Raw genomic sequence first — 18,039 nt, 5'->3', positions numbered from 1 at the left:
GCTACGCCGCGCCGCCGACGATTTCCTCCCGGTGTGCCGGGGCGGGGCCGCGCCCGGACGTCACGCCGCCTTGGCGCGGACCTGCTCGGCGAGGTCGTCCTCGCGGGCGATGCGCACCAGGCCGGCGCACAGCGCGGCCAGCTCATCGCCGGCGACCAGCTCGGCGAGCTCGGCGCCGGAGGAGGGCAGACCGACCCGGTCGGCCCCTTTGCGGGCGAGCTTGTCCACGTACGGCCGCAGCCACGGCCACACCTGCTGGGCCTCGCGGCAGAAGATGTCGGCGCCGGTGGGCCCGATCCCCTTGAACTCCTGCAGGGCCTTGGCCAGCCGGTTGCGCCTGCCGTCGGCCTCCTCGGCGAGCCGGCGCAGGTCGCCGCCGTAGCGCTCGCAGGCGAAGTCCGCGCACTCGCCCAGCCGGGTCGCGGTGCTCTCGTCGTAGCGGACGTAGTGGCCCCGGCCCAGCGCGTCCACGCGCTGCTGCCAGGTCAGCTCGGCCATGCCCTCGGGCGTGGTGCCGCCGGCCGCGTTCAGTTCGCGTGCGGCGGCCACGGCGATGTCGGCCGAGATCCGCGCCGAGGCGAGGTTGACCAGTACCAGCAGCTGCCACAGCGGCGCGGGGCGGTCGGCCAGCCGGATGCCGGCCTCCTGTGCCATCGTGCCGCCCGCCTCGCCGAGCACCTGCCGTGCGATGTCCTTCTCGCGCTTGGCCGCCATGGCGGCCTCCTCCCTGACGTGCTCTCGGCGCCGGCCGCCCGCCCCCGGCGGGGGCTGCGGCCGGCGGCGCGGTATCACTCCCCCACGGTGAAGCGCTCGCCGAGGTGCCTGGGCGACTCGATCTCGTCGACCAGGGCCGCGGCGTAGTCCTCGGCACTGATACGGCTGTTGCCTTGAGCGTCGGCGACCAGGCGGTGGGTGTCGGTGCGGTAGGTGCCGGTGCGCTCGCCCGGCTCGATCACCGCCGGCGGGCTGATGTTGGTCCACTCGACCTCGGTGACGCTGCGCAGGAACTCCAGCGCCTCGCCGTGGGCGTGCATGGTCGCCAGGATGTCCTCGGGCAGCCCCGGGGTGTCCCACACCAGCCTGCCCTCGGGCGTCTCCAGGCTCCCCGCGCCGCCGACCATGATGAACCGGGGCCGGTCCTCCAGGTGGCGCAGCGCCTCCACGATCGTGCGCGCCGAGGGTTCGATGAGCTTGCGGTGGCCGGCGCCGTCGCCGCCGCCCACAGCGCTGACCAGGACGTCGTGTCCGCGGGCGGCCGCGGTGACGTCGCCGGGGTCCAGGACGTCGGCGGTCGCCACCCGGAGCCGCTCGCCCTCGTGCGGCAACCGGGTGCGGTCGCGGGCCAGGGCCGTGACCGTGTGCCCGCGGGCCAGCGCCTCGTCCACGATGCGGGAGCCGATCATCCCGCTGGCGCCGAATACGGCGATGTTCGCCATGGCTGGCCTGCCTTCCGTTGTCGGCTGTGCCGCCGGCGCGGACGCGCCCGCGCATCGGCCGGGCCGCGTGCGCGCTGCTCCGGCTTCGCGGGTCCGCTACCCAGCCGGGCCCGGGGGTTGCGCCCGCATCCGCGAATCGCCGCCGCCCCGCGCTCGCGGTCGGCGGCTGCGGCGGTGCTGGCGCGACCCGTACCCGCTGCCGACTCGGGCCAGTCGCTCCGGCCCGATGCGGACATCCGGCGCCTCTGGCCGGGTGGCGCGGCCGCGGCGACAATGACCGCGGCGCGAACCCTTGGCAGCTGCGGCGGAAGGCGGGACGCATGATCGAGGTGATCGGCGCGGGGCTGCCGCGCACCGGCACGAGTTCGATGAAGGCCGCGCTGGAGCAGGTCGGCTTCGGCCCCACCTACCACATGTACGAGCTGCCCACCCATCCCGAGCGCCCGACGGCGGCCGGCCGGGGGCGGACTGAGGGCGGCGCCCCGCACGGCATCGGTCAGTCCAGGTGGGCGCGGATCCGGCGGATGTGCTCGGGGGTGGTGCGGCAGCAGCCGCCGATCAGGCGGGCGCCGGCCCGCTGCCACTCGCGGGCGGCGGCGCCGAAGTCGTCCGGGTCGCCGCGGCCGCTCCAGGTGCGTGCGGTCGGATCCCAGGTCTCGCCGGAGTTGGGGTAGACGACGGCGGGCACGCCGCGCACCCGGGCGATCAGGTCGGGGATGTGGCGCGGCGCGGTGCAGTTGGCGCCCACGGCGAGCACTCGCGCGTGTCCGGCGAGCAGGGCGGCGCATTCGGCCAGCGGCGTGCCGTCGCTGATGCGCTCGCCGTCGGCGCAGCTGAAGCTGAACCAGGCCCGCACGCCGGGTGTCTCCTCCAGCAGCCCGAGCAGGGCGCGCGCCTCGGCGTAGGAGGGGATGGTCTCGCAGGCCAGCAGGTCGGCGCCGCTTTCGGCGAGCAGGTGCCAGCGCTCCCGGTGCCAGTCGGCCAGGAAGTCGGCGGCGTCGGCGCCGGCGGCCGGGCCGTAGTCGCCGGTGTACTCCGACCCGTCGGCCAGGGCGGCACCGTAGGGGCCGATGCTCGCGGCGACGATTCCGCCGCCGGCTTCGTCGCGGGCCTGTGCGGCCAGTTCGACCGAGCGGGCGATGAGGGCGCGGGCCTCGGCGCGGGTGAATCCGCGGGCGGTGAAGGCGGGGACACCGGCCTGGTAGGACGCGGTGATGGCGACGTCGGCGCCGGCGGCGAAGAAGTCGCGGTGGGCGCGGCGGATCACCGCGGGATCGTCGTGCAGCAGCCGCGCCGACCACAGTTCGTCGCCCAGGTCGCAGCCGAAGTCCTCCAGGCGGGTGGCCAGTCCGCCGTCGAGCACGAGCGTCCGGCCTGCGGGCAGGGCGTCCATGCCTCCAGCCTATGCAGGGCGGGCGCCGATTCGGTCCGGGCGGGCAGGGGTGCCCCCGCCGCCTCGCTCAGCCGCCGGCTTCACCCCACCGGGGGCGGCGGATGCCGTGCAGGCCGGCGTAGGCGGCCCGCTGCGGGGGCGACCAGCCCTCCAGCAGCTCGGCCGGCGGGCGCAGCACCTCCACGGCCAGCGGGCGGCAGACCGACAGCGGGTCCTGGGCGTCGGGACCCCACAGGTCCACCGACAGATCGCCGCCGGGGCAGGTGGACAGCGCCATGAGCAGGTCGGTCTCGGCGAAGAACTCGATGTGGTCGCCCGGTCGGGCGGGGCTTGCCTTCATGAAGTAGCGGTCCTCGTCGTTGAGCCCGGTGCACTGGAACACGTTGAGGACGTCGTGCACGTCGAACTCGGTGAGCCCGTAGGGCAGGACCGCGCGGGTGAGGTTGGAGTGGCAGTGGAAGTCGAAGTCCTCGCCGGTGAGCATGCGGTTGACGTAGGGGTCGCAGCGCGTGCCCAGCAGGTCGTGGACGCGGCCGCCGTCGGAGTCGGTGCCGTAGTCGGCCAGGGTGTCGGCGGTGATGGTGGCCAGCGGCCGCAGGAAGGGCAGCGTCGACCAGAGTCGGTCGTAGGTGGTGACGTGCGCGGCCTGCAACTGCCGGGTGCGCGAGGCCCACAGGCGCTCGCGGGGGTCGTGGCGGTTCCAGATGTTCAGGTCGCCCACCTGCGGGCCCTCGGGGGTGCTGATGCGGCACAGGTGGCCGGCGGGCACCTCCCAGGCCCGGCCGGACCTGATGGGCAGGGTGAAGGCCTCGACGGTCCGGTGGTCGGCGGCGGCTGCGGACAGGCGCGCGTAGAAGGCGCGGTCGACGTCCAGTGCGCCGCCGGGAGAGCCCCGGTAGGCCGCGGGCGGTGATCCCATGACGTACTCCCCTCGCTCGTCATTCCCCTCGGCGGCGGGCCGCCGCGGGGCGCCGCCGTCCGCTACCACGCGGCGGCATAGCGTATCCCGCCCAGCAGGTGGGCGCGGAATTCCGGGTCGGCGTAGGCGGAGGCCGGGTGCCCCAGGGCGGTGTAGAAGGCGCGGCCGGCGCCGACGTCGCGGCACCAGGCGACGGGGTGGCCGGGGCCCATGCCGCCGCCCTCGTAGGTCTCCTCGTCCACCGAGAGCAGGACGCGGGAGCCGGGGCGCGGGTCGCGGTCGAAGTCGTACCACTCGTCGGTGCGCGTCCAGGACGCGCCCAGGTGGGCGGTGGCGGGGTGGTCGCGGTCCTCGACGCGCATCCGGGCCCGCTGGACCTCGGGGTGGCGGGTGAAGCGGGCGCCGACCAGCTCGGCGTAGAAGGGCCACCGCGGTTCGGCGGTGGAGGCGGCGTGCACGCCGCAGAAGCCGCCGCCGGAGCCGACGTAGTCGGCGAGCGCGCCGCGCCCGGCATCGTCCAGGACCTCTCCGGAGGGGCTGAGGAAGACCACGGCGCGGTAGCCGTCCAGCTCGCGGCAGGCGGCGGGGTCCTCCGCGGCGTCGACGGCGAAGCCGTGCTCGCGGCCCAGCTCGCGCAGTGCCGCGACGCCGGCGGGAATGGAGTCGTGCCGGTATCCGGTGGTCCTGCTGAACACGAGTACACGTTCCATGCCGTGCACCTTAGGCCGTGTTTGGTGGGTCCGTCCGTAGCGAGCGGCGCACTCGTGTGCGCCCCGCGCCCGATGGCGCGAAGCGCCGTTTTCCGGCGCGGGGCGCCGCGATAGGGCCTCCCCTACTCGGCGGGCTTCGCCATGATCGCCGAGCGGGGGCCCGGTGCCGCTCTCGCAAGGCCGAGGAAGGAGTTCCCCTACTGCGCGAGCTCCGCAGGCTCCGCATCATCGCGCAGCGGGGCCCGGGGCGGGCCCCCTGTCGACTGTCCCTGACAGGCGGCTTCGCCATGATGCCTGTCAGGGGCCCAGAGAACGCAGCGAGAGCGAGAATCCCTACCCTACGCAGCCGCGCAGTAGGACAGCGACCCACCAAACACGGCCTGGGGCGGAGCCGCCGAGAGGGTCCGCCCGGGCGCGGGGATCCCGCGGCCGCAGGCGATCGCTGCGGCGGCCCGGCGGGCTGCGGCCGCCCTATGGCCGCGCGGGACGCGCCCCGCCCAGGGGCGGCGCACGACCGCGCGCATCCGCGATTTTTATCCTCTCCTTATGTGAATAAAGCGGCGCGCCACCGGCTAGCGGAACCGGTGCAGACGGACATCGTCTCGTTCGAGGAGGTGGCGAGTCATGGTCGAGCAGGCCAACTCCACCATCGAGCAGCACCCCGACATCGTTGCCCTGCGTGCCCGGTCCGAGGCCGCACTGGCCAATCCCGCCGTGCAGGCCGCGGAAGCGCTGGGGCTGCTCACCGGGCTCTACATCGCGGTGTCCCCGTGGGTCGTCGGCTTCACGGCCAACGGCCCGCTGATGATCAGCAACCTGATCGCCGGTCTCGGCTTCACGTTCCTGCTCGTGGGCTTCGGCTCCGCGTTCGAGCGCACCCACGGCATGAGCTGGGCCGCTGTCGGCATCGGGGTCTGGACGATCATCGCGCCCTGGCTGGTGGCGGGACCGACGGCCGCCGTCGCTCCCATCATCAGCAACGTCGTCGCCGGCGGTGTCGCGGTGCTCCTGGCACTGACGATCGCCGGGATGGGCATGGCCAAGGCCGGCGCCTCCAACTCCGGCCGCCGCCGCTGAGGCCGGCGGGCGCACCGGGGCCGGTTCCGCGGGGACCGGCCCCGGTTTCTGCTGCCGGAGGGCCTCAGGCGCCCTGTGCGCCCTCGGCGCGGCCGTCGAGCTCGTCCAGCCAGGCGCGCACGTCGGCGTTGTGCTCGCCCAGGCGCGGCGGCGGCCGGTGGCCGGGCGGCGTCTCGGCGGCGGGGTCGGCGGGGTCGCTGAAGCGCACGGCGGGGCCGGGCAGGTCGACGCCGCCCAGTACCGGGTGCTCGACACGGGCGAGCAGGCCCTGGGAGCGCACCTGGTCCCACTCATAGACCTGGTCGATGGTGCGGATCGCGCCGCAGGGGATGCCGATCGATCCGATGCGCTCCAGCCAGGTGTCGCGGGAGGCGGTGGCCAGCACGGCTTCGACGGCCTCGTTGAGCTCGGGCCGGTTGGCCACGCGCGCGGCGTTGTCGGCGAAGCGGGGGTCGGCGGCGTCGATGCCCAGCAGGCCGGCGAACTTCGACCACTGGCCCTGGCTGGCGACGGCGACCTGCAGCATGCCGTCGGCGCAGGTGTAGGCGCCGTAGGGGGCGATGGAGGGGTGGTGGTTGCCGATGGCCCGGGGCACCTCCCCCGCCACGGTCCAGCGGGTGCCCTGGAAGGCGTGCACGCCCACGATCGACGACAGCAGCGAGGTGCGCACGAGGCGGCCGCGGCCGGTGCGCTCGCGCTCGTAGAGGGCGCTGAGCACCCCGTATGCGCCGTTCATGCCGGCGAGCAGGTCGCCGATGGGCACGCCGACCTTGGTGGGCTGGTCGGGGCCGGGGCCGGTGAGGCTCATCAGCCCGGCCTCGCCCTGGGCGATCTGGTCGTAGCCCGCGCGGCCGCCTTCGGGGCCGTCGTGGCCGAAGCCGCTGATGGAGCACTGCACCAGGCGCGGGTTGAGCTCGGCCAGGCGCTCGGCGGAGAAGCCGAGGCGGTCCAGGACGCCGGGGCGGAAGTTCTCCACGAGCACGTCGGCGGCCCGCACGAGGCGGGTGAGCACCGCGGCGCCGTCCTCGGACTTCAGGTCGAGTTCGACCGACTCCTTGTTGCGGTTGCAGGAGAGGAAGTAGGTGCTGGTCCGCTCGTCCTCGGGGCCGACGAACGGCGGCCCCCAGCTGCGGGTGTCGTCGCCGGTGCCGGGCTGCTCGACCTTGATCACCCGCGCACCGAGGTCGCCCAGCAGCATGGCCGCGTGCGGTCCGGCCAGCGCACGCGACAAGTCGACCACGACGATGCCACTCAGCGGTCCCTCTGGTCTGCCTGCTTGTTCCGCCACTGGACGAGGCCCCCTCGGCTGCCGTCTTCGCCGGCCTGCGCCGGCCCTGTTCTCGCGCCGTTGTCCGACTGCTGTGGGGACATTCTGCCCAGACGCCGCAGGCGTGCTCACAGCGGCCCCGGCCCAGGCATCCGCGACGGGCGGGCGGCGGTCCTCAGCCGGGCAGGCCCAGCCGGCGGTAGCGGGCGTGGCGGCGGGTCAGGCGCCGTTGGGGGTCGGCGCGCAGCAGCGCCGACAGCTCGTGGCGCAGCGCGGCGCCCATCCGGGCGCAGAACTGCGCGGGCTCGTCGGCGGCGTCGCCGCGCTCGGCCACGATCCGGTCGACGATGCCGTCCGCGCGCAGCCGCGCCGAGCGCACGCCCTGCAGCTCGGCCAGTTCGGCGGCGCGGTCGGTGGTGCGGTGCACGATGGCGCTGGCCCCCTCGGGCGGGAGGGGGGAGAGCCAGGCGTGCTCGGCGGCCACGACGCGGTCGGCGGGCACCAGCGCCAGCGCCCCTCCCCCGCTGCCCTGCCCCAGGAGCACGGCCAGGGTGGGTGCGCGCAGGGTGACCAGCTCGGCCAGGCAGCGGGAGATCTGGCCGGCCATGCCCTGCTCCTCGGCCTCGCGGGACAGGGCCGCCCCGGGGGTGTCGATCACGGTGACCAGGGGCAGGTGCAGCTCCTCGGCGATGCGCATGCCCCGGCGCGCCTCGCGCAGCGCGGCGGGGCCCAGCGGGTTGTCGCTGGTCTGGCGGGAGCGGTCCTGGCCCAGCAGGACGCAGGGCGCGCCGCCGAAGCGGGCCAGGGCCAGCAGCAGGCCGGGGTCGGCCTCGCCCTCGCCGGTGCCCTTGAGCGGGACGACGTCGCCGGCCGCGCGCCGCAGCAGGTCGCGCACGCCGGGCCGGTCGGGGCGGCGGGAGCGGGTGATCGACTCCCAGGCGGGGACGTCGGCGACGGGCTCCTCGGGCTCCGGAGGCTCCTCGGGCAGGTCGTCGGCGCGGGCCAGCAGCACGTTGAGGGCCCGTTCGGCGGTGGCGGGCAGGTCCTCGACGCCGAGCACGGCGTCGACGAGGCCGCGCCGGTAGAGGTTCTCGGCCGACTGCACGCCCTCGGGGAAGGGGTGGCCGTAGAGCTGCTCGTAGACGCGCGGGCCCAGGAAGCCCACGAGCGCGCCGGGCTCGGCGACGGTGACGTGGCCCTGGGAGCCCCACGAGGCCAGGACGCCGCCGGTGGTGGGGTGGCGCAAGTAGACGAGGTAGGGCAGGCCGGCGGCCTTGTGGGCGGCGACGGCCGCGGAGATCTTGACCATCGTCAGGAAGGCGACGGTGCCCTCCTGCATGCGCGTGCCGCCGGAGGCGGGCGCGGCGAGCAGGGGCAGGCGCTCGGCGGTGGCGCGCTCGACGGCGGCCACCAGCCGTTCGGCCGCGGCGACTCCGATCGATCCGGCGAGGAAGGCGAACTCGCAGGCGACGACGGCCACCCGGCGGCCCCGCAGCCGGCCCTCGCCGGTGATCACGGCCTCGTCGCAGCCGCTGCGCTCGCGGGCCTTGGCCAGTTCGGCCGCGTAGCCGGGGTCGGGGCCGACGTCCAGCGGCGGCTCGTCCCAGGAGCGGAACGAGCCCGTGTCCAGCGTCGCCTCCAGCAGTTCGTGTGCGCTGTACCTGCGGCCCATGGCACCTCCGCCACACCTCGCGGCCGACATCCGGTCCCGCGCCGCGCGCGGCCGGGTTATCGACTGTAACCGTGCGCCCGCCGAAGCGCCTGCTCAGGGTGCGGGCGCGCCCGGGGCGCCGGCAGCGGGACGGGGGCTCAGGCCAGCAGGTCGCGGGCGGTGGCGGCGTCGGTGACCAGGGTGGAGATCAGGCCGCTGCGCAGGACGACGCCGATGGCCTCGGTCTTGCCGGGGCCGCCGGCCACCGCGATGACCTCGGGCACCCCGGCGAGCTGGGCGTCGGTGATGGCCAGGACGCGCTCGTCGAGTTCGCTGTGCACGCGGGTGCCCGCGGAGTCGAACAGCTGCGCGGAGATCTCGGCGCGCACGCCGCGGCGGGTCAGCTCCCCGCGGGTCCGGGGGTCCAGGCAGGCGTAGACCGTCGAGCTCTGCTCGTCCCAGCCGCCGATGGAGACCACGGCCTTGGTCAGCCGGTCGTAGTGCTCCAGGGCCCCGGCGATGCCGGGGTCGCGGCGCAGCGCGCGGGCCGTGGTGGCGTCGGGCAGGATCAGCGGGGCGTAGACGGGGTAGGCGGGCCCGCCGGAGAGCTGGGCCGCGCGCCGCACCGACTCCACCGATCCCTCGCTGGGGTCCTCGCCGAAGGTGCGGTGGGAGACCACGCCGCCCAGCTGCACGGTGGTGCAGCGCGGCAGGCGGGTGAGTTCGGCGCCCACGGCGTTGACGGTGCGCCCCCAGGCCAGCCCGAGGACGTCGCCGTCCTCGACGATCTCGGCCAGCAGGTCGGCGGCCACCGAGCCGAGCTGGCGGTGGGTCTCGGCGGGGTCCTCGGAGCCGTCGACGACGATGGCGCGCTGCAGGCCGAAGCCCGCCCGCAGGCGGTCGGAGAGGTCGGGGTCGATCCGGGCGGGCACCCGGATGGAGATCCGCACGATGCCGCTCTCGCGGGCGGCCTCCAGGGCGCGAGCGACCTTGAAGCGGCTCACGCCGAACTCCTCGGCGATCTCCACCTTCGAGCGCCCGTCCAGGTAGAACCGGCGCGCGACGGTGGAGACCAGCACGAGTTCCGCGGGTCCCTTGAACTGGGTCTTCTCCTGCTGTGCCGCCGCATCGGCGCTGCCGTGGCGCTCGGTGCGCGCAACCTCGCTCATCTGATCCCCATTCCGCTCATACGTGAATCATACGTTGACATCGCGTTTCGGATGGGCTTTGAATGTTGTTCATCACATGAGCATCGAATTGCTCATGTGAGCAGAGCAGCCGTGTGCAGCGAGAGGCACACGCACCCGTGAGCAAGGAGCGGCCGTGCGCGCAGCGATCATCGAACGTCCCGGGACCGTCACCGTGGGAGAGCGGCCCGATCCCGCCCCCGCCGCGGACGGTGTGGTGGTGCGCGTGGGCGCCTGCGGCATCTGCGGCACCGACCTGCACATCGCCGACGGCGAGTTCCCGCCCAGCCCCTATCCGCTGGTGCCCGGGCACGAGTTCGCCGGCGAGGTCGCGGCCGTGGGACCGCGGGCCCCGGGCGGGCTGCGCGAAGGCGACCGGGTCGCCGTGGACCCGTCGCTGTTCTGCGGCCACTGCGAGTACTGCCGGGCCGGCCGCGGCAACCTGTGCGCCAACTGGGGCGCCGTCGGCGACACGGTCGACGGCGCCTTCGCCCAGTACGTTGCCGTCCCGGCCGTCAACTGCCACCGCCTGCCCGAGCACGTCGGCTTCCCAGAGGCCGCGCTGATCGAGCCGCTCTCCTGCGCCGTGCACGGGGTGCGCCGCATCGGCGTCTCCGCCGGCGAGCGCTTCCTGCTGGTGGGCGCGGGCACCATGGGCCTGCTGCTGCAGCAGCTCCTGCAGCAGGGCGGCGCCGGGGTCACCGTGGTCGACCGCAACACCGAGCGCCTGAAGATCGCGAAGAGCTTGGGCGCCGCGGCCACCGCCGCCGACATCGGCGAACTCCACGGCGAGCTGTTCGACGCCGCCGCCGACGCCACCGGCGCGCCCGCGGCCATCGAGGCGGCCTTCGGCGCGCTGCGCCGCGGCGGGCGGCTCCTGGTCTTCGGGGTGGCGCCCGACGACGCCCGCGTCGCGCTGTCCCCGTTCCGCATCTACAACGACGAGATCACCGTGGTCGGCTCCATGGCCGTGCTGCACAGCTACGGCGCGGCGGTCGACCTGATGTCCGCGGGCCGGCTGCGCACCGCCGACCTGCTCACCCACGCCCTGCCGCTGGAGGAGTTCCCGGCCGCGCTCGACCTGATGCGCTCCGGTTCCGGCGTCAAGGTGCAGGTCCAGCCCGATGCCGCGGTCTGAGCACCGGGCCGGCGCCGACGAGAAGGAGGACCGGTTGCCTACCAAGAAGCGGCCCCTGCGCCCGCTGGCCGCACTGGGCGCCCTGGGCACCGCAGCGGCGCTGCTGGGCGGCTGCGCGGGTGCCGGCGCCATCGCCTCCGGCGGCGACGGCACCACCCTCGTGGTCGCCATCGTGTCCAACCCGCAGATGGAGGACGCGATCTCGCTGCAGGAGGACTTCACGCAGGAGTACCCCAACATCGACGTCCGGTTCGTCTCGCTGCCGGAGAACGAGGCCCGCGCCAAGATCACCACGTCCGTCGCCACCGGCGGCGGCGAGTTCGACGCGGTCATGGTCAGCAACTACGAGACGCGGCAGTGGGCCGAGTTCGGCTGGCTGACCAACCTCCAGCCCTACATCGAGGAGAGCGGCTACGACGACGGGGACTTCCTCGGCCCCATCCGCGAGTCCCTGTCCTACCAGGGCGACATGTACTCGGTGCCCTTCTACGGGGAGTCGTCGTTCCTGGTCTACCGCAAGGATCTGTTCGAGGAGGCCGGGCTGGAGATGCCGGCCGACCCCACCTGGCAGGAGATCGCCGACCTCGCCGCGAAGCTCGACGACCCCGAGTCGGGCACGGCCGGGATCTGCCTGCGCGGCCTGCCCGGCTGGGGCGAGGTGATGGCGCCGTTCAACAGCGTCCTGCACACCTTCGGCGGGCGCTGGTACGACCGGCGGTGGAACGCCCAGCTCACCTCACCCGAGTTCCGCGAAGCCGCCGAGTTCTACGTGAACCTCGTGCAGGAGCACGGCCAGCCCGGCGCGGCCGCCAGCGGGTTCGGCGGCTGCCTGACCCACTACAGCCAGGGCAGGGCGGCGATGTGGTACGACGCCACCGCCATGGTCAGCACCGTGGAGGACCCCGACTCCAGCACGGTCGTCGGCCAGAACGGCTACGCCCCCGCGCCGGTGGCCGAGACCGATTACGGGGGCTGGCTCTACACCTGGTCGCTGGGCATCCCCGCCAGTTCCGAGCACAAGGACGCGGCCTGGAAGTTCGTTTCGTGGATGACCGACAAGGAGTACACGAAGCTCGTCGCCGAGGAGTACGGCTGGGAACGGGTCCCGCCGGGGGCCCGCGCCTCGACCTTCGAGACCCCCGAGTACCAGGAGGTCGCCTCGGCCTACTCCGGCGTGATGCGCCAGAGCATCGCCCGGGCCAATCCCCAGCACCCGACCAACCGGGCGACCCCTTACTCGGGAATCAACTTCCTGGCCATCCCCGAGTTCCAGGACCTGGGCACCCGTGTCAGCCAGCAGCTCAGCGCCGCCATCGCCGGCCGGATCACGGTCGAAGAGGCGCTCCGGCAGAGCCAGCGGTACGCGCAGTCGGTGGGCGACAGCTACAAGGAGGAACAGTGAGCATTCGACGACGCGCCCGCCTGTGCGCGGCGCCCGCCACGCTGCGAGGGAGGGTGCGGCGGTGAGCGCGGTCGCCGCGGCGCCGGCCCGCCGCCCCTCCCCGGCCGAGCAGGCACGTCGGGCGCGGCGCGCCGAGCGCGCCCGCGGGTGGGCGCGGCGCGCCCCCCTGATGCCGGCGCTGATCTTCACCATCCTGGTCACCCAGCTGCCGTTCCTGTTCACGATCTTCTACTCGCTGCAGTCGTGGAACCTGCTGCGGCCCGGCTCGCGCCGGTTCACCGGGCTGGCCAACTACGCGGCCGTCCTCAGCGACTCCCAGTTCCTCGGCGCCGCGCTGAACACCGTCGTCATCACCGCGTCGTGCGTGCTGGTCTCGATGGCCGTGGGGATCTGCCTGGCGATGCTGCTGGACCGCGCCTTCCTCGGACGCGGGATCGTGCGCACCATGCTGATCACCCCGTTCCTGATCATCCCGGTGGCCACCGCGCTGCTGTGGAAGACCAACATGTTCGACCCGGTCTTCGGGCTGGTCGGGTTCGTGCTGACCCCGTTCGGGCTGGGCGACGTCAACTGGGTGTCGCAGTACCCGGTGGTGTCGGTGGTGACCGCGCTGGTGTGGCAGTGGAGCCCGTTCATGATGCTGCTCGTCCTGGCCGGCCTGCAGAGCCAGGGGCGCGACGTCATCGAGGCCGGGCAGGTCGACGGCGCCAACACCTGGCAGATGTTCACCGAGATCACGCTGCCGCACCTGCGCCGCTACATCGAACTGGGCGTGCTGCTGGGCTCGATCTACGTGGTCAACACCTTCGACACGATCTACATGATGACCCAGGGCGGCCCCGGCACCGCCAGCTCCAACCTGCCCTTCTACATCTACCAGCGGACCTTCCTCGGGTTCGACATCGGCCAGTCGGCGGCCATGGGCGTGATCGTGGTCGCCGGCACCATCGTCGTGGCGATGCTGGCGCTGCGGCTGATCTTCCGCACGTTCATGTCCGACCAGGAGGCGCAATCGTGACCGCCACCGCACCGGCCCCGCGGCCCGCGGCCGCCGCCTCGCCACCGCCCCCGGCCCGGCCGCGCCGCCCGCGGCGCGGCGGCGCCGGCGGGGCCGCCCTGACCGTGCTGACCTGGGCCATCGCCCTGGTGTTCGTCTCGCCGGCGCTGTGGATGGTGCTGACGGCGTTCAAGACCGAAGGCGCCGCGCAGACCGATCCGCCGACGTTCTTCTTCCAGCCGACGCTGGAGCAGATCACCGGCGTCCTCAGCGCCGACTTCCTGCCCTACCTCGGCAACTCGCTGATGGCCACGCTGGCCTCCACCGCGCTGGTGCTGGTGCTGGGCACCCCGGCCGCCTACGCGCTGTCCATCCGCCCGGTCAAGCGCACCAAGGACGTGCTGTTCTTCTTCATCTCCACCAAGATGCTGCCTGTGGTCGCGGTGGTGGTCCCGCTGTACGTGGCGGCCGCCGAGGTGTCCATGATCGACAACATCTGGACCCTGGTGGTGCTCTACACGGCGATGAACCTGCCGATCGCGGTGTGGATGATGCGCTCCTTCTTCCTGGAGGTGCCTTCCGGGGTGATCGAGGCGGCGCGGCTGGAGGGCGCGAGCCTGCCGCGGGTGCTGTGGTCGGTGATGCTGCCGATCATGGCGCCCGGTGTGGCCGCCACAGCGCTGATCTGCATGATCTTCTCCTGGAACGAGTTCTTCTTCGCGGTGAACCTGACGGCTTCGCAGGCGGCCACGCTGCCGGTGTACCTCGTCGGGTTCATCACCAGTGAAGGGCTGTACTGGGCGCAGCTGGCCGCCGCGGCGACCGTGGCCTCGCTGCCGATCGTCATCGTCGGCTGGATCGCCCAGCGCCAGCTGGTGCGCGGACTGTCGATGGGCGCGGTGAAGTAGGCCGCGAGCCGATCGTGCCCGCCGTGCGCCCCCGCGGCGCCGTCGGGCACGATGGGGCGCCGGAGGCGGCACCGGGCCGCCATTGGAGAGGAGCCGCCGCATGGCGCTGAGGATCGGACTGCTGGGCACGGGCTACTGGGCGCGCGAGGTGCACGGGGCGGCGCTGGCCGCGCATCCCGGGGCCGAACTGGCCGGGGTGTGGGGGCGCAGCGCCGAGCGCACCGGGGCCCTGGCCGACCGCTACGGGGTGGCCGCCTACTCCGACTCCGACGCCCTCATCGCCGACGCCGACGCCGTGGCGATCGCCCTGCCGCCCGACGTGCAGGCCGAGGCCGCCCTGCGGGCCGCGAAGGCGGGGCGCCACCTGCTGCTGGACAAGCCGGTGGCCCTCACCGCCGAGGCCTCCGGCGCCATCGCCGCCGAGGTCGAGCGCCGGGGGCTGGCCTGCGTCGTCTTCTTCACCATGCGCTTCTCCGCGCCCATCGAGGCGTTCCTCCGCGAGACGGCCGCGGCTGGGCGCTGGGACGGCGCCCAGGCGACGATGCTCGCCACGGCGCTGAGCACCGACAGCCCGTTCGCTCAGTCGCCGTGGCGCCGCGAGAAGGGCGGCCTGTGGGACATCGGCCCGCACGCGCTGTCGGTGCTGCTGCCGGTGATGGGCCCGGTCGCCGACGTCACCGCGGTGGCGGGGCCGCGCAAGACCACCCACGTGCTGCTGAGCCACCGCGGCGGCGGCGTGAGCTCGATGGCGCTGACGCTGGAGGCCCCGCCCGCGGGCGCCCGCAGCGAGTTCCTCTTCTACGGCGAGAACGGTGTGGTGTCGCCGCCGGAGGCCGGGCAGGGCCCGGTGCCCGCCTTCACCGCGGCGATCGACCGACTGCTGGCCGGCGTCGAGGGGGGCGCCGGCGCGCCCGCCGACCCGTGCGGGGCGGCGTTCGGACACGAGGTGGTCGGGGTGCTGGAGGCGGCGGCGCTCGCGGTCGAGCGGCGCGCCACGGTGCCCGTCGCCGCGGGCGGCGCCTGAGGGGCCGGCCGGGGCCGCCGCGGCGCGCTCCCCGCGCGCAGCGGCCGCGTTCAGTGCGGGGCGCGCCGCGCCGAGCGGCGCAGCATGTCGACCATGGCCGGCACCGGGGCGGGCGGCCTGCGCCGGTGCACGATGGAGATCTCCCGAGCCAGCGGCGCGCCCGCGGGCGGCGCGGCGACCCAGCCCGAAGCCGGCGCGTCGTCCAGGATCATCCGCGGAACCAGCCCGATGCCCACCCCGGCGCGGATGAGTGCCAGCATCACCTCGTAGTCGCGGGTCTCGTAGGCGACCGGGACCCGCACGCCCTCGGCCGCGGCGGCCGACTCCAGCGCGACCCGGTTGGAGATGCCGGGGGCGCCGCAGATCCACTCCTGGTCGGCGAGGTCGGCCAGGCGCGGCGCGGTGCCCGCGGCCGGGTGGCCCTCGGGCAGCACCAGCAGCAGCGGGTCGACGAGGATGCGCTCGCGGTGCAGCCCGGTGGCGGCGGGCGGCTGCACGCCCGGATAGCGGTGGGTGATCAGCAGGTCCAGCTCGCCGGAGGTCACCAGCCCGTAGCCGTCGGGCGGCTCCACGTCCGACAGCGACAGCCGCACCTGGGGGTGGGCCTGCCCGAACGCGGCGAGGGCCCCGGGCACCAGCAGCTTTCCCGCGCTGGCGAACGCACCCAGCGAAAGCCGCTGCGGCGGCTCGCCCGCCGCGGCGCGCACCGCGGACTCGGCGTCGCGCAGCTCGCCGACGACCCGCTCACCGTAGGCGAGCAGCACCCGGCCCGCCCGGGTCAGCCGCACCCCGGTGCGCGAGCGCTCCACCAGCGCGCAGCCCAGCTCCCGTTCCAGTTTGGCCAGCTGCTGGGACAGGGCCGGCGCGGTGAAGGACATCCGCTCGGCGGCCGCGGCGATCGAGCCGGCGTGGGCGACCTCCACCAGGACCCGCACCCGGTCGGCGTCCAGCATCCCAGTCACCCCCGCGCACTACGACGAAAGCCGCGCTTAATCATCCTAAGCAAGCGCAACTTCAACTTATGCTATGCGCGCGGCAGGCTGGAGGCATGACACCCACGCCCGCAGCCACGACCGCACTGCCCACATCCGCCGACGTCGAGGCGGCCGCCGACCGCATCGCGCCCTACATCCGGCGCACCCCGGTGCTCGGCGCGCGTGTGGACGGCCGGCGCCTCACCCTCAAGCTGGAGCACCTGCAGACCACCGGTGCGTTCAAGCTCCGCGGCGCGCTCAACGCGCTGCTGGCCGCGGGAGCGCCCGAGCGGGTGGTGACCGCCTCCGGGGGCAACCACGGCCTGGGCGTCGCCACCGCCGCACGGATGCTGGGCACCGCGGCGCTGGTCTACGTCCCCGAGACCGTGCCCGAGGCCAAGGCGCGCAGACTGGCGGAGTCCGGCGCCGAACTGGTGCGCACCGGCGCCCACTACGCCGAGGCGGCCCAGGCCGCGCGCGCCCGCGCCGAGGCCGAGGGGCTGCGCTACCTGCACGCCTACGACGACCCCGACGTGGTCGCCGGCCAGGGCACCATCGGCCACGAGATCGCCCGCGACGCCCCCGAGTGCGACGGCGTGGCGGTGGCGGTCGGAGGCGGCGGCCTGGTGGCGGGCGTGCGCCTGGGCGCGGGCGGGCGCCGCGTGGTCGGCGCGGAGCCCGAGGGCTGCCAGAGCCTGCACGCCGCCCTCGCCGCGGGCGGACCGGTCGACACGCCGGTGTCGTCGGTGGCCTCCTCGGCGCTGGGCGCGGCGCGGCTGGGCGATGTCTGCTTCGCCGTGCTGCGCGAGCACCCCGTGGAGACCGCGCTGGTCACCGAGGCCGAGATCACCGCGGCGCGCGACCGGCTCTGGGAGGAGTTCCGCATCGCCGCCGAGCCCGCGGCGGCGGTCCCCTTCGCGGCGTGGCTGGCCGGCCGCGTTCCGGGCGACAACCCCTGCCTGGTGATCTGCGGCGCCAACGCCGACTGGGCGCCGGCCGAGTAGGCCGCGGCGGCGCGCCCGCCGGCACCTGCGGTGCGCGGCGGCCCTGCGTGCGCCGCCGGCGAGGGCGCCCGCTACCGTGGTCGCATCGATCGGGGTCGGCGCCGGGGGGACGCAGTGCTCTATGACGCGGTGCGCGCGGCGGGCGCGCGGCTGGGCCGGGCCCTGTACCGGCCCCGCGTCGAGGGCCTGGAGCACGTTCCGGCCGAAGGGCCGGTCATCCTGGCCGCCAACCACCTCTCCTTCTGCGACAGCGTCGTCATCCCCCTTGCGGTGCCGCGCCGCGTCCGCTTCCTGGCCAAGGCCGAGTACTTCACCGGCGCCGGCGCCGCGGGGCGGCTGAGCCGCGCGGCGTTCACCGCGTTGGGGGCCGTACCGGTGGAGCGGGGCAGCGGCGGCGGGGCCCTGGAAGCGCTGGAGCTCGGGCTGCGCTGCCTCAAGGACGGCGGCGTGTTCTCGATCTATCCGGAGGGCACGCGCTCCCCGGACGGGCGGCTCTACCGCGGCCGCACGGGCGTGGCCCACCTCGCGCTGACCTCCGGCGCGCCCGTGGTGCCGGTGGGCCTCACCGGCACCGAGCGCATCCAGCCCATCGGAAGCCGCCTGCCGCGCATCGCGCCGATCGCGGTGCGCTTCGGCGCGCCGCTGGACTTCTCCACCGGGTACGGCCACCTCAGGAGCGGACGCGCGCGGCGGCTGGTCACCGACGAGGTCATGGCGGCCATCCGGAGCCTGACCGGCCAGGAGGATGCGGGCGTCTACAACGGCCGCGCCGCCGGCGAGTGAGCATCGGCCTCCGCCGCAGGATGGCCGGTTGCGGACGCCCGAGCGCCTTGCGGGCGGCGACGCGGGAAACGGCCGGCCCGGGCGCGTCCGGAAGGATCCGCCGAAGCCCCTGGCCGCGCCGCCCCACCACCGCTTGCGCCGGGCGGCACCCGAACCGGATCGCCCGCCC

Annotated in this window: 17 protein-coding genes and 1 pseudogene; 9 read left to right on the top strand and 9 right to left on the bottom strand. The window is 74.7% G+C overall.

Going from position 1 to position 18,039, the window contains the following annotated elements; all coding sequences use genetic code 11:
- Nucleotides 1-60: 60 nt before the first annotated feature.
- Complete coding sequence (locus FZ103_RS04990) at nt 61-714, bottom strand: endonuclease (protein WP_155999213.1); 654 nt, start codon at nt 712-714, stop codon at nt 61-63.
- A 74-nt stretch (nt 715-788) separates the two neighbouring features.
- The gene (locus tag FZ103_RS04985; RefSeq protein WP_155999210.1) at nt 789-1,436 is read right to left on the bottom strand and encodes an NAD(P)-dependent oxidoreductase; all 648 of its coding nucleotides are present in this window, start codon (nt 1,434-1,436) and stop codon (nt 789-791) included.
- Between the two features lie 320 nt (nt 1,437-1,756).
- Here FZ103_RS04985 and FZ103_RS26155 point away from each other — a divergent pair.
- Nucleotides 1,757-1,828: pseudogene (locus FZ103_RS26155) on the top strand (sulfotransferase); the annotation flags it as partial.
- Nucleotides 1,829-1,932: 104 nt separating this feature from the next.
- Here the strand turns inward: FZ103_RS26155 and mmuM are convergent.
- The 3 genes from mmuM to FZ103_RS04970 all read right to left on the bottom strand — a co-directional run bounded on the left by mmuM (nt 1,933) and on the right by FZ103_RS04970 (nt 4,458).
- Nucleotides 1,933-2,829: a homocysteine S-methyltransferase gene (mmuM, locus tag FZ103_RS04980; RefSeq protein WP_155999207.1), complete on the bottom strand. Its 897-nt coding sequence runs from the start codon at nt 2,827-2,829 to the stop codon at nt 1,933-1,935.
- A 67-nt stretch (nt 2,830-2,896) separates the two neighbouring features.
- Nucleotides 2,897-3,748, bottom strand: a complete 852-nt coding sequence (locus FZ103_RS04975; protein WP_155999204.1) for an urea carboxylase-associated family protein — start codon at nt 3,746-3,748, stop codon at nt 2,897-2,899.
- A 62-nt stretch (nt 3,749-3,810) separates the two neighbouring features.
- Complete coding sequence (locus FZ103_RS04970; RefSeq protein ID WP_155999202.1) at nt 3,811-4,458, bottom strand: ThuA domain-containing protein; 648 nt, start codon at nt 4,456-4,458, stop codon at nt 3,811-3,813.
- Nucleotides 4,459-5,082: 624 nt separating this feature from the next.
- Between FZ103_RS04970 and FZ103_RS04965 the strand changes: the two genes are divergently transcribed.
- Complete coding sequence (locus tag FZ103_RS04965) at nt 5,083-5,535, top strand: SPW repeat protein (protein ID WP_155999199.1); 453 nt, start codon at nt 5,083-5,085, stop codon at nt 5,533-5,535.
- 64 nt (nt 5,536-5,599) lie between these two features.
- Here FZ103_RS04965 and FZ103_RS04960 read toward each other — a convergent pair whose 3' ends face one another.
- The 3 genes from FZ103_RS04960 to FZ103_RS04950 form a co-directional block, all read right to left on the bottom strand.
- Entirely contained in the window at nt 5,600-6,823 is a 1,224-nt protein-coding gene (locus tag FZ103_RS04960; protein ID WP_186355832.1) for a CoA transferase, read from the bottom strand.
- Between the two features lie 154 nt (nt 6,824-6,977).
- Nucleotides 6,978-8,474: a carboxyl transferase domain-containing protein gene (locus tag FZ103_RS04955; RefSeq protein ID WP_155999197.1), complete on the bottom strand. Its 1,497-nt coding sequence runs from the start codon at nt 8,472-8,474 to the stop codon at nt 6,978-6,980.
- A 137-nt stretch (nt 8,475-8,611) separates the two neighbouring features.
- Nucleotides 8,612-9,622 carry a sugar-binding transcriptional regulator gene (locus tag FZ103_RS04950; RefSeq protein WP_155999194.1) on the bottom strand — a complete coding sequence of 337 codons (1,011 nt, stop codon included), beginning with the start codon at nt 9,620-9,622 and terminating at the stop codon, nt 8,612-8,614.
- Between the two features lie 154 nt (nt 9,623-9,776).
- Between FZ103_RS04950 and FZ103_RS04945 the strand changes: the two genes are divergently transcribed.
- From FZ103_RS04945 to FZ103_RS04925, 5 genes are all read left to right on the top strand, one after another.
- The gene (locus FZ103_RS04945; RefSeq protein WP_186355831.1) at nt 9,777-10,778 is read left to right on the top strand and encodes a zinc-dependent alcohol dehydrogenase family protein; all 1,002 of its coding nucleotides are present in this window, start codon (nt 9,777-9,779) and stop codon (nt 10,776-10,778) included.
- Nucleotides 10,779-10,812: 34 nt separating this feature from the next.
- A complete protein-coding gene (locus tag FZ103_RS04940; protein ID WP_394350075.1) occupies nt 10,813-12,180 on the top strand; it encodes an ABC transporter substrate-binding protein in 1,368 nt (455 codons plus the stop codon).
- Between the two features lie 61 nt (nt 12,181-12,241).
- Nucleotides 12,242-13,198 carry a carbohydrate ABC transporter permease gene (locus tag FZ103_RS04935; protein WP_394350074.1) on the top strand — a complete coding sequence of 319 codons (957 nt, stop codon included), beginning with the start codon at nt 12,242-12,244 and terminating at the stop codon, nt 13,196-13,198.
- The gene (locus FZ103_RS04930) at nt 13,195-14,085 is read left to right on the top strand and encodes a carbohydrate ABC transporter permease (protein ID WP_186355830.1); all 891 of its coding nucleotides are present in this window, start codon (nt 13,195-13,197) and stop codon (nt 14,083-14,085) included. The genes FZ103_RS04935 and FZ103_RS04930 overlap by 4 nt, the downstream gene beginning before the upstream one ends.
- A 100-nt stretch (nt 14,086-14,185) precedes the next feature.
- Nucleotides 14,186-15,109, top strand: coding sequence for a Gfo/Idh/MocA family protein (locus FZ103_RS04925; RefSeq protein ID WP_155999188.1), 924 nt, complete (start codon nt 14,186-14,188; stop codon nt 15,107-15,109).
- A gap of 50 nt (nt 15,110-15,159) precedes the next feature.
- Here FZ103_RS04925 and FZ103_RS04920 read toward each other — a convergent pair whose 3' ends face one another.
- Entirely contained in the window at nt 15,160-16,062 is a 903-nt protein-coding gene (locus tag FZ103_RS04920) for a LysR family transcriptional regulator (RefSeq protein WP_155999413.1), read from the bottom strand.
- Between the two features lie 95 nt (nt 16,063-16,157).
- Here FZ103_RS04920 and FZ103_RS04915 point away from each other — a divergent pair, with 95 nt between their 5' ends.
- Both FZ103_RS04915 and FZ103_RS04910 read left to right on the top strand, forming a co-directional pair.
- A complete protein-coding gene (locus tag FZ103_RS04915) occupies nt 16,158-17,087 on the top strand; it encodes a serine/threonine dehydratase (protein ID WP_155999185.1) in 930 nt (309 codons plus the stop codon).
- A 114-nt stretch (nt 17,088-17,201) separates the two neighbouring features.
- The gene (locus FZ103_RS04910; protein WP_186355829.1) at nt 17,202-17,870 is read left to right on the top strand and encodes a lysophospholipid acyltransferase family protein; all 669 of its coding nucleotides are present in this window, start codon (nt 17,202-17,204) and stop codon (nt 17,868-17,870) included.
- Nucleotides 17,871-18,039 lie beyond the last annotated feature (169 nt).

It is taken from the genome of Streptomonospora sp. PA3 (assembly GCF_009728995.1).
Classification (GTDB): Bacteria; Actinomycetota; Actinomycetes; order Streptosporangiales; family Streptosporangiaceae; genus Streptomonospora.
The sequence above is the reverse complement of the archived record's forward strand: the minus strand, read 5'-3'. Positions and strand labels throughout refer to the sequence as shown.

Excerpts from the sequence above, each read along its gene's own strand:
- FZ103_RS04990 (WP_155999213.1), bottom strand. The coding sequence starts at position 714 with ATGGCGGCCAAGCGCGAGAAGGACATCGCACGGCAGGTGCTCGGCGAG.
- FZ103_RS04985 (WP_155999210.1), bottom strand. The coding sequence starts at position 1,436 with ATGGCGAACATCGCCGTATTCGGCGCCAGCGGGATGATCGGCTCCCGC.
- mmuM (WP_155999207.1), bottom strand. The coding sequence starts at position 2,829 with ATGGACGCCCTGCCCGCAGGCCGGACGCTCGTGCTCGACGGCGGACTG.
- FZ103_RS04975 (WP_155999204.1), bottom strand. The coding sequence starts at position 3,748 with ATGGGATCACCGCCCGCGGCCTACCGGGGCTCTCCCGGCGGCGCACTG.
- FZ103_RS04970 (WP_155999202.1), bottom strand. The coding sequence starts at position 4,458 with ATGGAACGTGTACTCGTGTTCAGCAGGACCACCGGATACCGGCACGAC.
- FZ103_RS04965 (WP_155999199.1), top strand. The coding sequence starts at position 5,083 with ATGGTCGAGCAGGCCAACTCCACCATCGAGCAGCACCCCGACATCGTT.
- FZ103_RS04955 (WP_155999197.1), bottom strand. The coding sequence starts at position 8,474 with ATGGGCCGCAGGTACAGCGCACACGAACTGCTGGAGGCGACGCTGGAC.
- FZ103_RS04950 (WP_155999194.1), bottom strand. The coding sequence starts at position 9,622 with ATGAGCGAGGTTGCGCGCACCGAGCGCCACGGCAGCGCCGATGCGGCG.
- FZ103_RS04925 (WP_155999188.1), top strand. The coding sequence starts at position 14,186 with ATGGCGCTGAGGATCGGACTGCTGGGCACGGGCTACTGGGCGCGCGAG.
- FZ103_RS04920 (WP_155999413.1), bottom strand. The coding sequence starts at position 16,062 with ATGCTGGACGCCGACCGGGTGCGGGTCCTGGTGGAGGTCGCCCACGCC.
- FZ103_RS04915 (WP_155999185.1), top strand. The coding sequence starts at position 16,158 with ATGACACCCACGCCCGCAGCCACGACCGCACTGCCCACATCCGCCGAC.